This window comes from Paenibacillus sp. J22FR5 (genome assembly GCF_059691975.1).
In genome coordinates this window covers 49,159-64,047 of record NZ_JCAUAN010000017.1, presented here as the reverse complement: position 1 = coordinate 64,047, position 14,889 = coordinate 49,159, and the positions used below count along the sequence as shown (strand labels likewise).

General features: G+C 45.2%; 15 protein-coding genes. All 15 read left to right on the top strand.

Features of this window, described 5'->3' with window-relative positions:
* The first annotated feature begins 124 nt into the window (after positions 1-124).
* The 15 genes from AC58P7_RS20495 to AC58P7_RS20425 all read left to right on the top strand — a co-directional run bounded on the left by AC58P7_RS20495 (position 125) and on the right by AC58P7_RS20425 (position 14,889).
* Complete coding sequence (locus AC58P7_RS20495; RefSeq protein WP_497346116.1) at positions 125-2,728, top strand: stalk domain-containing protein; 2,604 nt, start codon at positions 125-127, stop codon at positions 2,726-2,728.
* 98 nt (positions 2,729-2,826) lie between these two features.
* A complete protein-coding gene (locus AC58P7_RS20490; protein WP_497346114.1) occupies positions 2,827-4,014 on the top strand; it encodes a sensor histidine kinase in 1,188 nt (395 codons plus the stop codon).
* Positions 3,992-4,717 carry a response regulator gene (locus AC58P7_RS20485; RefSeq protein WP_497346112.1) on the top strand — a complete coding sequence of 242 codons (726 nt, stop codon included), beginning with the start codon at positions 3,992-3,994 and terminating at the stop codon, positions 4,715-4,717. Before AC58P7_RS20490 ends, AC58P7_RS20485 begins: the two co-directional genes overlap by 23 nt.
* Before the next feature lie 80 nt (positions 4,718-4,797).
* On the top strand, positions 4,798-5,193 hold the full coding sequence (locus AC58P7_RS20480) for a hypothetical protein (RefSeq protein ID WP_497346110.1): 396 nt from the start codon (positions 4,798-4,800) through the stop codon (positions 5,191-5,193).
* A gap of 48 nt (positions 5,194-5,241) precedes the next feature.
* Entirely contained in the window at positions 5,242-7,089 is a 1,848-nt protein-coding gene (locus AC58P7_RS20475) for an ATP-dependent helicase ComFA (protein ID WP_497346109.1), read from the top strand.
* Positions 7,086-7,853: a ComFC family protein gene (locus AC58P7_RS20470; protein ID WP_497346107.1), complete on the top strand. Its 768-nt coding sequence runs from the start codon at positions 7,086-7,088 to the stop codon at positions 7,851-7,853. Before AC58P7_RS20475 ends, AC58P7_RS20470 begins: the two co-directional genes overlap by 4 nt.
* Before the next feature lie 116 nt (positions 7,854-7,969).
* Positions 7,970-8,386 (top strand): flagellar protein, encoded by a 417-nt coding sequence (locus AC58P7_RS20465; RefSeq protein ID WP_497346231.1) that lies wholly within the window; start codon positions 7,970-7,972, stop codon positions 8,384-8,386.
* A 112-nt stretch (positions 8,387-8,498) separates the two neighbouring features.
* On the top strand, positions 8,499-8,768 hold the full coding sequence (gene flgM / locus AC58P7_RS20460) for a flagellar biosynthesis anti-sigma factor FlgM (protein WP_497346105.1): 270 nt from the start codon (positions 8,499-8,501) through the stop codon (positions 8,766-8,768).
* Between the two features lie 40 nt (positions 8,769-8,808).
* On the top strand, positions 8,809-9,306 hold the full coding sequence (locus tag AC58P7_RS20455; protein WP_497346103.1) for a flagellar protein FlgN: 498 nt from the start codon (positions 8,809-8,811) through the stop codon (positions 9,304-9,306).
* Positions 9,307-9,355: 49 nt separating this feature from the next.
* Positions 9,356-10,801, top strand: coding sequence for a flagellar hook-associated protein FlgK (gene flgK / locus AC58P7_RS20450; protein WP_497346101.1), 1,446 nt, complete (start codon positions 9,356-9,358; stop codon positions 10,799-10,801).
* 39 nt (positions 10,802-10,840) lie between these two features.
* A complete protein-coding gene (gene flgL, locus AC58P7_RS20445) occupies positions 10,841-11,740 on the top strand; it encodes a flagellar hook-associated protein FlgL (RefSeq protein WP_497346100.1) in 900 nt (299 codons plus the stop codon).
* Between the two features lie 25 nt (positions 11,741-11,765).
* On the top strand, positions 11,766-12,335 hold the full coding sequence (locus AC58P7_RS20440) for a DUF6470 family protein (protein WP_497346230.1): 570 nt from the start codon (positions 11,766-11,768) through the stop codon (positions 12,333-12,335).
* Between the two features lie 77 nt (positions 12,336-12,412).
* Positions 12,413-12,859 (top strand): flagellar assembly protein FliW, encoded by a 447-nt coding sequence (fliW, locus tag AC58P7_RS20435; RefSeq protein ID WP_497346098.1) that lies wholly within the window; start codon positions 12,413-12,415, stop codon positions 12,857-12,859.
* A gap of 5 nt (positions 12,860-12,864) precedes the next feature.
* Positions 12,865-13,095 (top strand): carbon storage regulator CsrA, encoded by a 231-nt coding sequence (csrA, locus tag AC58P7_RS20430; protein ID WP_497346096.1) that lies wholly within the window; start codon positions 12,865-12,867, stop codon positions 13,093-13,095.
* Positions 13,096-13,269: 174 nt separating this feature from the next.
* Positions 13,270-14,889, top strand: coding sequence for a flagellin N-terminal helical domain-containing protein (locus AC58P7_RS20425; protein ID WP_497346094.1), 1,620 nt, complete (start codon positions 13,270-13,272; stop codon positions 14,887-14,889).

Below are 14,889 nucleotides of genomic sequence, written 5' to 3'. Positions count from 1 at the left end.
TTACTGACATATGAATACAACATGGGGGAAATCGTAACTTTTTCCATAGTTTAAGAGTCTATATAGTTATCGCTTAAATGATAGATACTAGACTTAGATGAAAAAAGAGGAGTGGAACGGCAACATGAAGGTACAGAGGCAAGTAGGAGTAGCTGCGCTGGCTTGCGCTTTGGTGTGGCAGCTGGTGGCGGGAACAACGGTGAACGCGGCAGGCACGAAGCTGACGCTGGGCTCGCAAGAGACGATTACATCAGGCGCAATCATGAAAAATTACGTATGGACAACAACACGTAGCAATAAGGAAGTCTCGGTGAACGCCAATGTGATCGAAGTTGATCTGACGAACCCGAACGTGAAGATAGACGCCATGGCAGGAACGAATAACCAGTTCACGAAGAATCAGAGTGTGCTCGGCATGGTGAAGGACACGGGTGCTGTGGCTGGGGTGAATGGAGACTTCTATAATACACAGGCGGAAGGCGTGCCAGAGGGTGCTCAGATCACGAATGGCCAGGTAATGGCGACGCCAGCGAAGATTTCGGGTTTGTACTCTTTTGCTATTACGAAGACGAATCAGCCGATTATTGATATTTTTGATTTTCAGGGTAAGGTAACGGCAAAGGATGGAACATCGTTCGAACTTGGCGGTGTGAACAAAACGTTCTACTGGGATGATAATGATGTACCGATGATCGCGGATGGCCTTTTCCTCTACACAAGTGCTTGGGCGATGACACAGCGCGCTGTTGACGGCACACACGTGCCTACAGAGGCACTCATCCAGAATGATATCGTTAAAGAAATACAGATCGATACGAATGTGAAAATGGCGGCTCCTGCAGATGGATATATCCTCAGAGGCTCGGGATTAGCTAGAGAGTTTATCGTGAAACATCTCAAGGTTGGGGATAAGATTACGACCAAATATGACATGATTCCACACGATGCTTCCAAGACGTATGATTGGAAAAACTTCAAAATGCTCATCGGTGGCAGCACATTGTTGGTAGATGATGCGAAGCCGAGCTATTTTACGCGGAACATTAATGATTTTAACGGATATAGTCCCCTTTCTCGGACAGCTGTTGGTTACTCGAAGGATCTGAAGAAAGCTTATATTATTACATCGGATCGCAGCGGAGATAGTGCGGGGATGACACTCCCAGAACTGCAGCAATTCATGATTGATGCGGGTGTTTGGAGGGGAATGGTACTCGATGGTGGTGGTTCGACACAAATGGTGTCTAGGCCGCTTGGCGATGTGGATCCGAAGCTTGTAAACAAAACGCAGAATGGCAATCAACGTGCCGTTGCAAATGGATTGGGTGTGTACACTACAGCACCGAAGGGTGAGTTGAAGGGACTTATTTTAAAAGGGCCATCTTTATTATTCATGAATGAATCCAGCACTTATCAATTTAAAGCTTATGATGATTATTATAATCCGATTTCGATTACTGGTATTGTTCCACAATGGAGCACCACGATGGCCAATGGTTCGTTCAAGGATAACGTTTATACACCGACTATGCCTGGGAAAACACAGATTGTTGCCAAATCAGGCAAAGGTTCCGCAACGATGGATGTGGAAGTTGTCGGACGTGATCAGATTACGTCGATGGCTTTTAAATCGGGGTCTTTCTCATTGACGGAGGGTGGCGACTTCAAGCTGCCAATAACCGTTACAACACGAAGTGGTGCAACGCGCGAATTACCCGCGGCATCGGCCACTTGGGAGCTTAGCGGAGTTAAAGGAACGATCACCAATGGTGTGCTACACGTAGATAGTACTGCGGGGGCGCAGACTGCTCAGGTCATTGCACGCTACGACGGATATAGCACAATGGTCACACTGCCTGTGGGACAGGAGAAAGTGTGGTACGATTTAGATAAATTTGCTGTGATGACAACAGGGGATAAGTACCCGGCAGAGGTTGTTTCTACAGTCAATATCGCACAGAACAACGGCAACAAGAACTTGGAAATCGCCTATGATTTCACAAAAGGACTTGGTACGAAAGCCGCGTACGCGAGGTTTAATAATGGGAATGGCGCTCCAATAGAGGGCGAACCTGAGTTTATTACAGCTAAAGTCCTAGGAGATGGCAGCTTCAACTGGGTTCGTGCAGAAGTGATCGATGGGGACGGCAAGCTGAATTATGTGAGTTTTACAGAAAATATGAACTGGACAGGCTGGCGCAAGGTGACGGCGGATGTATCCGATCTGAAGTCTCCCATTGTGATAAAAAGCATTTATGTCGCAAATCCCGCTAACGGGCAGGATGAAAGAGCGGCTAAAGGGAAAATTAATATTGACGATATTTCATTCATCTATAAAGGCCAACTGCCAGCACTACCGAAAAATACAATTAAGCTCACCGTAAATAAAAAGCAAGCAACTTTGAATAGTAATTCGATGACGTTAGAGCAATCGCCGACGATCGTGAAGGATAACACGTTGGTACCCATTCGGTTCGTGACAGAAGCTTTGGGTGGTACTGTGAAGTGGGACGACAAAGAGCGTAAAGTAACTGTTATTCGTGGTGATAAGCTAATTGACCTGTGGATTGATCAAGCTGATCTGCTTGTAAATGGCGAACGAGTCACGGCAGAGGTGTCGCCGGCTATCATGAATAATGTGACCATGGTCCCATTACGGCTCATTTCTGAGCGATTAGGCTTCAAAGTAGGCTGGGATCCCCAGAATTACGGAATTTCTATTGAATAAATAGTACTAGAAGTACACGGCAAACAGGAAGAACTATGCTACAATATGGGGTAGACAACTTACTATTATAAGGTTTTATTAAAAGGAGCTCGTTTCATGTGCAACCAGACGCTATAGACAAGGTCATTACCAACGCCATTAACGTCATGGAAAGCAGCAAGTATCAATTGTTTGAAATTGCTGAGTCATCACGCTTAGAGAAAGAGTCACTTGCTCGGGAGCTCAATGACATTAAGCATGAGACGGGTGTTACGATTGATCTCGTGGATATGTTAGAGAAAGAATACAAGAGGTCGCGGATCCGACTCACAGAAGTCAGTCGTGATTTCAACAAGTATCGTGAAGAAGATATCAAGATTGCTTATGAAGCCGCTATCGCTTTTCAATTACAGCTAACCGTTGCGCGGGAAAAAGAGAATAATCTCAAGATCCGCCGCAATGACCTGCAGGTTCGCATGAAAAATGTAGACAAGCAGGTAGAACGCGCTGAGACAATTGTCTCTCAGATGAATGTTGCCTTAGAATACTTATCAGGGGATCTCAATCAGTTAACACGTATACTCGAATCTGCAAAGAATCGACAACTGCTGGGGTTAAAGATTATTTTGGCCCAGGAGGAAGAGCGGAAACGCATTGCAAGAGAAATTCATGATGGCATGGCTCAAACCTTGGCGAACGTGGTGCTTCGGACTGAAATTGCCCAACGCATGCTCGTGAAGGAAGATATTTCGGCTGTGAAAGATGAATTGGTCGATTTAAAGGGACAAGTCAGAAATGGCCTTGAAGAGGTTCGTAAGATCATCTTCAACCTCCGGCCAATGGCGCTCGATGATCTGGGGATTGTGCCTACATTACGGAAATACGTTCAGGACTTCGAAGACAAATATCGAATCCACACACAATTCAACTTGGTTGGGAAAGAGACTCGCATACCTTCCGGGCTAGAAATTGCGATTTTCCGATTGGTGCAGGAAGCTTTATCGAATGTAAACAAACATGCCAAAGCCACCTTCTTGTCTGTTGAACTCACGCTGGAACCGGATCAAGTACAAATCTACGTTGTAGATAACGGAATTGGCTTTGATGTACCGCTAACAGAACAAAGAATAGCCAAGGGGAATAACTTTGGTTTACTGGGAATGCGAGAGCGTGTGGAGCTGCTAGAAGGTACGATGGTTCTAGAGTCCGAGAAAGATTCAGGAACAAAAATTACGATGCTCATCCCTATCGGCGGCGTTGGAGAGAACAAGGAGGAAAATCAGAATGGACAACACGGCGAGTCATAATCGCAATGTGCATATTGTCATTGCAGACGATCATCAGCTTTTTCGTGAAGGTGTTAAACGAATCATTAATATGGAAGATGATATGGAAGTTATCGGTGAGTGTGGCGATGGCATTCAAGTCATTGAGCTGTGTAATCAAATTACGCCAGACATTGTGCTCATGGACATTAATATGCCCCTTGAGAACGGTGTGATTGCAACAGAACGGTTAAAACTGATCTTTCCTGATATTAAAGTCATCATTCTCTCCATTCATGATGATGAGAGTTATGTTTTTGAGACGCTGCGTAAAGGCGCTTCAGGCTATTTGCTGAAGGATATGGAAGCGGAGTCGCTTATTAATGCGATTCGATCTGTCGTTGCAGGACATGCTTACATTCATCCCAAGGTTACAGGTAAGCTTATTAATCAACTAAGACGTATGACATATCTGGACGACGTTGGTGTGGTTGGAACGGGCACAGGCGTTAAGGATTCCGGACTGAAATACATACATAATGCGAACAGCCCATTAACCAAAAGGGAAGCAGAAGTGCTTCGTCTTATGGCAGAAGGCAAAAGCAATAAGCTGATTGGTGAGTTCCTCTATATCAGTGAGAAAACGGTGAAAAACCACGTGAGTAGTATTCTTCAAAAGATGGAAGTAGATGACCGTACACAAGCGGTAATTATAGCAATTAAGAATGGTTGGGTAACGTTGTAATTCACACTGCTCCCTTTCCATGCTAATAGGAACCCCCCTTTGCTCTGCCGCATACACTGCAGGTAAGGGAGGGACCCGCTATGTGGATTGGATTGCTCTGTATCTTCGGTTGCTATGGCGTGAGCATTGTCATGTTGCATCTCTTATTCGGTGCCCGTAAGGGGATTAAGAAGAAACCGGCGACTATTTTACTTGTTACCAAAAATAATCAAAATCAGATTGAGTGGGTTATTCGCTCGTTATTTTTCTTTTCGCGTGTAAAAGGCAACCAGGTCAAGGCAACGATCATTGATGAGGGTTCGTCCGACGATACGAGAGAGATTATTGAGCGTTTATCCCAAACGTATGCATTGGATCTGCGTTTTCAGTCCGATTACGATGCCGTTGATCGTTTTCTGAGTCAGCATGACGAAGATCCGGTTGTACTTGTTCATCTCAGTAATAGGGAGGATCTTGTAAAGATTCCTGTTATCTGAGGGTATACGCATTCAAATACTTATGTTATGAAGAGAGTACGGTGAGGAATGAAGGTTCAGATCTATGCCGTTCGCAAAGGAAATGTATGGGAATGGCAATTTACCGTACACGCCCAGACAGATATCCAATATTGGTTCGAGCACTACGCAGCCGACGCCGGCCTCGTATTGTTCGAACCTTTTATTTCGTTAGGGCAAGGGATACGGCTGCTTGAAGGGTTGAGGAAGAGGCCTGTTGTAGGGGAATGCAAGGACAGTGTGGGATGTTTGCTTGCGCTGATAAAGAGAGAAGCAACTGAGTGTGGACTGTCGATTACTGCTGAGATGCGGTCGGACATAATTGAATATACCCGTTGGCGGAGCGAGAATTCTCGCAGCGTTGAGCTGTTTTCGAGCGTATATATGAAGCTCGTTGAAGCTTGCAGAGGACGTGCCCTGCTGGTCGAAGAGCTTCAGCAGTTAATAGAAGTGTCTGGTGGAGAGTTAGTAGGGATGGAGGCTATGTGGCCAGCCTATCTTCAACTCGCCCACCTCAACGGCGATGTGACGCTCACGAACGGCTTATGCGTTAAGGAACAGCGTGATTGGAGACGTTGGTTCAGGAGGGTTTCGGACTACACATGCAAGCGTTGTGGAAGCGGGGCAGAGCAAATGTTCTGGTCGGAGTGCTTGTCCTGCGGACAAGCCTGCCCTTATTGTGAGGAGTGTCTCACGATGGGGAGGGTTCGTTCCTGTTCTTTGCTCGTACAAGGAGGATCAGGTGACATTGTAGCTGAGTGGGTTGATGATGACGATTTAAAAGCGTACATCGAACCTTGGGGACTTAGTGATGCTCAGACTAAGGCGTCGCTTGAGGGTCTGACCTATATCCAGAGCAATCAACCCAGTCCCCGTAAGTTCCTCATCTGGGCCGTCACCGGCGCCGGGAAGACGGAGATGATCTTCCCGTTCATTCACTACACCGCCGCTCGTGGCGGGCGGGTCCTCATTGCGACACCACGTAAGGACGTGGTGTTAGAGCTTCAGCCCCGCATCCAGCGGGCGTTCGCTAGCTACAGCGTGGTCACGCTGTATGGAGGAAGCGAGCAGCGCTGGGAGCAAGGACAAATTACGATCGCAACAACGCATCAGTTGTTGCGATTCCATCAAGCTTTTGACCTCGTTATCATCGATGAAATCGATGCCTTCCCGTATCATAACAACCCGATGCTTAGCTATGCTGCAGCGAAAGTATGTAAGCCCAGCGGGACGAATATCCTGCTGTCGGCAACACCACCTGATCTGATTAGGCGAGCCGCTGAGCGCGGGCGTCTACCGCATGTTCGCGTACCCGTACGCTTTCACAAACATCCCCTGCCTGTCCCTCAGTTGATGACTACCCCTACATTAAGGAAGTTCATCGCTTCACAAACCATTCCACTTCCGATTAAATCCCGGTTAGAAGTTTCCATTGAACGTGGTGCTCAAGTTTTTGTTTTCGTTCCGAATATCCAGCTCGTAGAACCGATGGTAGAGTTATTAAGAAGTAAGTTAAAAGGGGACAAGGCAGCTGTTCGTGTGGAGGGAACTTCCTCCAAAGACGCATCGCGTACCGAGAAGGTTCAGCTTTTTCGTAATCGAGAGATTCGTATCCTCGTCACGACGACCATTCTTGAACGAGGGGTAACGGTGCCCCAGTCTGATGTTTTTATTTTGGATGCGGATTCGAAGTTATTCGATGAAGCTGCGCTCGTCCAGATGGCGGGGCGCGCAGGAAGATCGAAGGATGACCCGCATGGGAAGGTGTATTTTGCCGCTGCCGAAATAACGAAATCACAGAAAGAAACAGTTCGACAGATACGTACAATGAATCGGATTGCGCGTAAACACGGTTTTCTGCAAGGAGGAGTTACATGAGCGGGTGGTGGAAGGAAGTAAGTGTTGCGTTATTTTCGCTGCTAGGAACTAAGAGAGAGGCTTGTTTATTATGCAAACAACTAAGCAGCCTTGAACGTAGTGAGCTTGGCCTTTGTCACGCGTGCTACACACAGATTCCGTGGATTCGCAAGGTGGTTTGTCCATCGTGTGGACGAGGAGAGTACTGTCCGGATTGTCGGCGGAAGCCGCATACTCATTTTTCTAGAAGCCGTAGTGCGGTCAGATATGACGAAACGATGAAAGAGCTTCTGGCGAGGTATAAGTATCGAGGGGACGAACGCCTGAAGGCAGTTCTCGGCCATATGCTGGTTCATTCTTTTCAGTTACTGCAGTTGGAGAGGAAGGTATCGCAGCCAGTGGGAACGGATCAAGTGAGGGAGTTCATCACTTACGTACCTGTAAGCGAACGCCGTATGCAGGAGAGGGGGTTCAATCAAGCTGAGCAAATGGCCATCGAATTAGGTCGGCGGGTGAACCTCCCGGTCGTACGCTTGCTCAATCGTTCTAAGCATACGGATAAACAGAGCTTTAAAAAGCGAAATGAGAGGATCGACGATCTTGCGCATGTGTTTGAATTCGATGCATTGAATCAGCGTGAAGTGGCTGCACTGGGGTCGGCGGTTATCATTTATATCGTAGACGATGTGTACACAACAGGGAGTACGATGAATCAATGTGCGATGGCGATAAGAGAGCAGATGTCGATATCTGTCGAAATTTATGGACTCACCTGGGCAAGGTGAAAGTGGTGAAGTCTTATTTTAATAAAAATAGTAATAGGCAAATGCTGTCGAATTGCGGTAAACTGGAATTAAAAAGTGGGAACTGGGAATACTAATAAGGAGGCCATACAATGAGTATGAATGTGGCGAATTGTTCGCGTTGTGGGAAAATATTTGTGAAAGGCTTTGCAGAGTTCTGCCCGAATTGCATGAAGGATCTGGAGCAGCAATATGAGAAATGCCTGAACTACCTGCGCAAAAATAAGGGAGTCAACATACATGAACTAAGCGAAGAAACGGGCGTTTCTGTTAAGCAAATCACCAAGTTTATTCGTGAAGGGCGTATTTCGATTATGCACGCACCGAATATGTCATACTCCTGTGAGGTATGTGGAACAGCGATTCGTGAGAATACGATATGTGAGACATGTCGTGCTAAGCTTGTGAAGGATGTAAGGAATAGTTCGGAAGATGATCGGCGGAGACAGGATCAGATTGCACAGGATGGGAAGGTCAGCTTTAATATTCAAGAACGGTTGCGGGATCGTTACTAATTTCGAAATAGGCGTTTAGAGATATAAAGTTTCATATAGAAGATGCCGATAATAGTTCTAACGATTATCGGCATTTTATTTTTTAGGTCGGAGAATATAGGAGTGTATCGGTATGAAAATTAATGATAATGGGCGCATTGGCGCAGTGAATCCGTATAAGAAATCAGGAGATGCCGCTTTCGCGCAAGCTGCTAGCAAGAAAGGTAAAGCGAAGGATCAGGTTGAAATCTCAGCCCATGCAAAGGAACTGCTAGGTGCTCAAGGAAGTCGTACGGAAGAGCAAACCCTTCGAATCGAGCAATTGAAATCTTCTGTGGCATCGGGGACTTACCATGTAGATGCAGGGAAAATTGCTGAGAAAATACTGCCGTACTTGAAATAAAGAACCCCGTATAAACAATAGATAAGAGCAGGTGACGATCATGTCGATACAGCCTTTATTGGAAACGATGAACACACTACAAGGAGCGCATGAAGCACTGCTTGAACTCGCAAAGGTAAAGACGCAGGTCCTTGTTAGCAACAATATTAGTGAATTGAATCTGATAATAAATCGAGAGAACAAGTGGGTTAGAACGATATCAGAGGCGAATCAGCAACGCATTCAATTCATTGGCTCTTATTTGATCTCGAGAGGCTACAATCCCAATCCCAAGATCACGGTTAGTGATTTGATTAAAGTTATTTTTAAAGCTGAAGAGAAGCAAGCGCTTATGAAAGCACAACAAAAGCTGCTTGTTACCATAGAGGAATTAAAATCCAGTAACGTGATTAACCAGCAATTAATTGAGCAGTCGTTGGCGTTCGTGGACTATTCGCTTGATCTCATTATTGGCCCACCGGATGATGATGTGGTGTATAAGAATCCGAATCAACCCAAGAGTGGCAATCGGCAAGGACTGTTCGATCGTAGAGGCTAGGAATAGATTTACATTCAGAATACCCAGTAGGGCCTAGGAGAGGGAAACTATGAGATCAACTTTCGGCGGAATTGAAATATCCAAGCGGGGGATCCTTACACAGCAAGCAGCACTAACTACGGCTGGACATAACGTAGCGAATGCCAATACGCCAGGCTTTTCACGTCAGGTTGTCAAAATGGTTGCGGCTGAGCCCATCGAAGCACTGAATTTAAACCGATCCACCATCCCAGGACAAATGGGGCAAGGTGTAGAGTTTACAGAAGTAAAGCGTATACGTGAGGCTTTTCTCGATAAGCAGTACGCAAATGAGAACAAGAGCTTGGGTGAATGGACCGTTCGACAAGATTCACTAGAGAAGCTGGAAGCGATCATTAATGAGCCCTCTGATACAGGTCTTCGCCAGGTGCTGGATAACTTTTGGAATTCCTGGCAAGAGCTTAGTAAACAACCGGATAACTTGGAGACAAGAGCCGTTGTGAAGGAGAGCGCTTTAGCTGTAACAGATGCCTTTAACCATGCAGCAAAGCAGCTGAATGACCTTTCTTCCGATTTAAATGACAACATAACTGTCAAAGTGACACAGGTGAATACGACACTAAAGCAAATTGCGGGTCTGAATAATGAGATTTTCCGTGTTGAAGGTCTTGGTAATAATGCAAATGATCTTCGCGATCAACGGGACTTGTTAGTAGATGAATTGTCCAAAGTCATTAATGTTAACGTTCAAGAGGAATCCGGTGGTTATCGGGTGAAAATGGGTAATCAAGATCTCGTTGTCGCAAGTGAAGCGACAGAATTCGATGGATCCACAGCAAGTGCGGCATATCCGTCAGATTTGAACAGCGGAGAGCTGTATGGCCTGATGCTTTCGAATCAACGCTATGTTTCAGAGTATAAGAATCAACTGAATTCGATGGTATCTACCATTGTAACTGCGGTGAACACTACGCATAAAGAAGGATACACACTGCAAGACCCTCCAACGAAGGGGGGGGATTTTTTCTCCCCTGTTGCAGACTTTAGTACGGCTGCTGAAACGATGAAGGTTAGTGCAAACATTACGGATAATGTGGAGAATATTGCTGCATCTTCTAGAACATATATAGATGCCAGCGGTGTTGAGAAAGTGGTTAAAGGTAATAATGAGCTAGCTCTCAAACTTGCGGCAATTAAAAATGATAAATTTAATTTTGACGGCTCTGGCGTCACCAAAGTTATTCTGAATGGTGGTTCATTTGATGAGTTCCTACGTGCTGTGGTCTCCGAAATTGGGGTTCAAACACAGGAAGCTCAACGTCAAGTTTCAAATCAGAAGATTCTTGTTGATCAGGTGGATTCAAGACGTCAATCTGTTAGCGGTGTATCTCTAGATGAAGAAATGGCCGATATGATTAAGTATCAGCATGCCTATAACGCGGCAGCACGTTCCTTAACCACATTCGATGAAATGCTTGATAAAGTTATTAACTCTATGGGCGTCGTAGGCAGATAGTTCAAACAAACATAACAAGAAATATGGGGTGGAAAGGCAATGGCACTTCGCGTCACGCAAGGCATGCTGAATACGCAGTTGCTGCGTAATTTGAACGGAAATTTAACACGGATGGATAAGCTTCAAGACGAATTATCGACAGGTCGTAGAATTAATAAGCCTTCTGATGATCCAGTAGGAATCAGCTTCTCTATGCGCTATCGCAGTGAGCTTGGTGCGAACGATCAATATCAAAGGAACGTCGATGCGACGGTTTCGTTCTTGGATTACACGGATACGATGCTGGATCAAACAGGAAACGTTATGCAAAGAGCTCGTGAGCTTGCTGTAACAGCTGCGAATGGCACTAACTCGGAAGAGTCAATGGATGCGATGAAAACAGAAATTGATCAACTTTATAATCAAATGACAAATATTGGTAATAGTCAGTTCAACGGGAAGTTTGTTTTCAATGGTCAAATCACAGATAAAGCTCCGTTCCCTGATCCAGATAATGCAGCTACCGCTGTGACGGATAACGGAGAGATTAAGTTCGAAATCGGTGCTGGCGTTCAAATTGCGATGAACAAAACGGCTGAACAAGTCTTCGGTAAATCTGGTAATGCGAATAATGCCTTTCAGATTTTGAAGGATCTATCTAATGCATTGAAAGCGGGAGATCAGCCGAGTATTCAGAAGTCTATTGAGCTTATGGATCAGCGGATGAGCGGAGTCCTAGGAGCAAGGGCAGATATTGGTGCCAAAACGAATCGCGTCCAGCTTGCGGAGGATCGTTTGAAAGATGTTGGTATTAACTTGCAAAGTCTGCAATCAAAGACGGAAGATGCCGACATGTCATTGGTTATTACCAATTTGAAAATGGAAGAGAACGTCTACCAGGCTTCTCTATCTGCAGGATCCAAAGTAATTGTCCCTACTTTAGTTGATTTCCTACACTAATTATCTCGATTAGGAGGCGGTTGAACTGCTAAGTATTCCTCAAATACAAATAAGCCAGCAACCGGCTCTAATCGGGATAGACGCTGATCTGGGTACGCAAGATATTAAACAACCAAGACCTACTTATGAAATGCAAGTGGATCGGCCTAAGCAGGATATTCGTCAGCCCCGAGGAGATCTTGAAATAGATCAGAGCCGTGCATGGGATGCCCTTGGTCAAGGACCGATACTTACGGCTTTGAGCCGAATTTATTCGCAGTGTCATGAGATCGCGATGCAAGGCATTGCAAGGCGCGTGGAAGATGGCAACCGGATGGCTGCCATTCATCTAGGTGGAAATGCGATTGCAGAGATCGCGAAGGATCTTAGTGTTAGTCATCCAGAGCTTGATTACTACGGTGAAGCATCTTTTGACAATGTGGATATTACGTATACAGCTCATAAGGCAGAAATTAACGTTACAGACGGCAAAGTCAATGTCAACGCACGCGTAAACAAGCCTGAGATTGATTACAATCGAGGAAAGCTCGATATTTATATGAGACAATATCCTAAGGTGGATATTTCGTTGCCACAAATTGATTTCAAAACATAATGGGTTATAATCAGGCTATAGATGATTTCTATGGCTTTTTTTTATTTGAATACTTCCAACTGAAGGAGCTGCGACACATGAAAATTTCGACCCTATTTTTCGGCGAACTAGAGGTTCAAGAAACTGATATCATCACTTTCACACAAGGAGTTCCAGGGTTTGAAGAGCTAACTCAGTTTACATTGGTACAGCCTGAGGACAGTGCTCCTTTCTCATATATTCAATCTGTGCAGGAAGGTGATCTTTCATTTCTCGTTACAGATCCATTTCACTTCTTTGGGGATTATGATATCAGTCTGCCTGAAGTCGTGCAGGACGAGTTGAAGATCGAGAAGCCCGATGATGTACTGGTATGGTCTGTCGTTACAGTAAATAATGATTATACGAAAATCACATTGAACCTATTGGCACCGATTATTTGGAATATAAAGACGAATGAAGCCAAGCAAATTATTCTGCATGACTCTGATTATAACGTCAAACATGAAATTGTGTTGAGTGAAACAACGCAAGTGGAGGGGTGAGGAGCATGCTTGTTTTGGCTAGAAAAAAAGGCGAATCCATTATGATCGGAGATAACATCGAGATCGTTATTCTTGGTAGTGAAGGTGATACGATTCGTGTTGGCATCAGTGCTCCAAAGCATGTTGAAGTATTTCGCAAAGAGATCTATCAGCACATCCAGGAGTCCAATAAAGAAGCTACTGCTAGTAAGATTAGTCCTCTGAACCTAAGCAAACTAATCAATAGACCCAAATAAATCAAAATGTCGACCTCTGGTCGACATTTTTTTTATTATAGCTATAAACTTTGGGAATCGCTAGGACGATATATATATCAATGGGTCTTCAAGCAGGGCGGCCGACCCGCTTGCAGCCTACAATTAAATCCACATGGATGTGGATCAAACGAACCTTCAGGAGGAAGAAAACAAATGAGAATTAATCACAATATCGCAGCAGCGAACACACACCGTCAATTGACGGGTAACACAGCAGCAGCAAGCAAATCCCTTGAGAAATTGTCTTCCGGTCTTCGCATCAACCGCGCTGGTGATGATGCAGCTGGTCTAGCAATCTCCGAGAAAATGAGAGCTCAAATCCGCGGTTTGGATATGGCTTCCAAGAATGCTCAAGATGGTATCTCCTTGATTCAAACAGCTGAGGGTGCATTGAACGAAACTCACTCCATCCTTCAACGTATGCGCGAATTGGCTGACCAATCCGCTAACGGAACGAACACAGCTGAAGATCGTTCTGCTCTGCAAGAAGAAGTTGGTCAACTGAAATCAGAGATCGACCGTATCGGTAATTCAACTGAGTTCAATACTCAAAAATTGTTGAATGGTGCTCTTAAAGGTGCAGCTGGCGGTAGCATTGCTCAAAACGTTACAACTGGTGCAGTTGTTGCTAAGTTGAGCGGTGCTAAAATGTCCGGTACGGCTTCGATGTCTGGTGTCCAACCGGCGCTGTTTAGTGGAGAAGGTATTGACATTGACGGCACTCATGTTACTGTTGATTGGTCTACATTAACAACGGCTGAGAGGAACGTGTTGTCTGGTGTAACAGCTAGCAAAGCCACTCAAAAAGCCGCTGCTGACCTGATTGTTAACAAAATCAATGAAGCCATTGATAAAGCTGGCGTCAATGTAGGACATATCACTGGGTACGCAAGTTCTAGTGGCCATTTAATCTTGGAAAGTTCTAAAAAAGGCGACGGTGCTAGAATTGCGGTTTCTGGCGGCGGTGGTGGTGGTGGAGTCCTTGATACTATGACAACCACTGGTACAGTTACAAGCGGAAAAACTTATTACGCTGGCGCTGACATTCCAGCTGGTGCGGCTCTATCTGGGGACATGAAGATTGGCAATATCAATCTTGTTGTTAACATTTCCGGTATTTCTGGCGGTGTTACACCTATGACTTCCGGTGCATCTCATATCGCATCTGGTATTAATGCTTCGATTGATTCATACAACACAGCTAATGGTTACACTTCGGGAGATTCTAATTTCCTTGAGCATGTATCTGTAACCGTATCGAACGATGGAAGATTCCAAGTTGCCAGCCCATCTGGTCCGGTTTCCTTCGCTGACCGTCCAGGTCAAACAGGTCTTTCTGACCTCGGCTTGAGTTCTGCTCAAACAGAAGCTGCAGGCGGCGGCGGTATGTCGTTCCAAATCGGTGCAAACCGTGGTCAAACGATTAGTTTCGCTGTAGGCGATATGCGTTCGGCTGCTCTGGGTATTTCCAGTGTAGATGTTACTAGTGCTAACGGAGCTTCCCAAGCTATTGATTCCATTGATAATGCAATCAAAACGGTATCTGCACAACGTTCCAAAATGGGTGCTGTACAAAACCGTCTTGAGCACACAATCAACAACTTGCAAACAGCTTCTGAGAACTTGACAGGTGCTGAATCCCGTATTCGTGACGTTGATATGGCGAAAGAAATGATGGACTTTACGAAGAACAACATCCTTTCCCAAGCTGCTCAAGCTATGTTGGCTCAAGCAAATCAACAACCACAAGGCGTTCTTCAATTGCTTCGTTAA

Coding starts and splice junctions, on each gene's coding strand:
- AC58P7_RS20485 (WP_497346112.1), top strand. CDS start 3,992: ATGGACAACACGGCGAGTCATAATCGCAATGTGCATATTGTCATTGCA.
- fliW (WP_497346098.1), top strand. CDS start 12,413: ATGAAAATTTCGACCCTATTTTTCGGCGAACTAGAGGTTCAAGAAACT.
- flgK (WP_497346101.1), top strand. CDS start 9,356: ATGAGATCAACTTTCGGCGGAATTGAAATATCCAAGCGGGGGATCCTT.
- AC58P7_RS20480 (WP_497346110.1), top strand. CDS start 4,798: ATGTGGATTGGATTGCTCTGTATCTTCGGTTGCTATGGCGTGAGCATT.
- AC58P7_RS20425 (WP_497346094.1), top strand. CDS start 13,270: ATGAGAATTAATCACAATATCGCAGCAGCGAACACACACCGTCAATTG.
- AC58P7_RS20455 (WP_497346103.1), top strand. CDS start 8,809: ATGTCGATACAGCCTTTATTGGAAACGATGAACACACTACAAGGAGCG.
- flgM (WP_497346105.1), top strand. CDS start 8,499: ATGAAAATTAATGATAATGGGCGCATTGGCGCAGTGAATCCGTATAAG.
- csrA (WP_497346096.1), top strand. CDS start 12,865: ATGCTTGTTTTGGCTAGAAAAAAAGGCGAATCCATTATGATCGGAGAT.
- AC58P7_RS20465 (WP_497346231.1), top strand. CDS start 7,970: ATGAATGTGGCGAATTGTTCGCGTTGTGGGAAAATATTTGTGAAAGGC.
- AC58P7_RS20495 (WP_497346116.1), top strand. CDS start 125: ATGAAGGTACAGAGGCAAGTAGGAGTAGCTGCGCTGGCTTGCGCTTTG.
- AC58P7_RS20470 (WP_497346107.1), top strand. CDS start 7,086: ATGAGCGGGTGGTGGAAGGAAGTAAGTGTTGCGTTATTTTCGCTGCTA.
- AC58P7_RS20475 (WP_497346109.1), top strand. CDS start 5,242: ATGAAGGTTCAGATCTATGCCGTTCGCAAAGGAAATGTATGGGAATGG.
- flgL (WP_497346100.1), top strand. CDS start 10,841: ATGGCACTTCGCGTCACGCAAGGCATGCTGAATACGCAGTTGCTGCGT.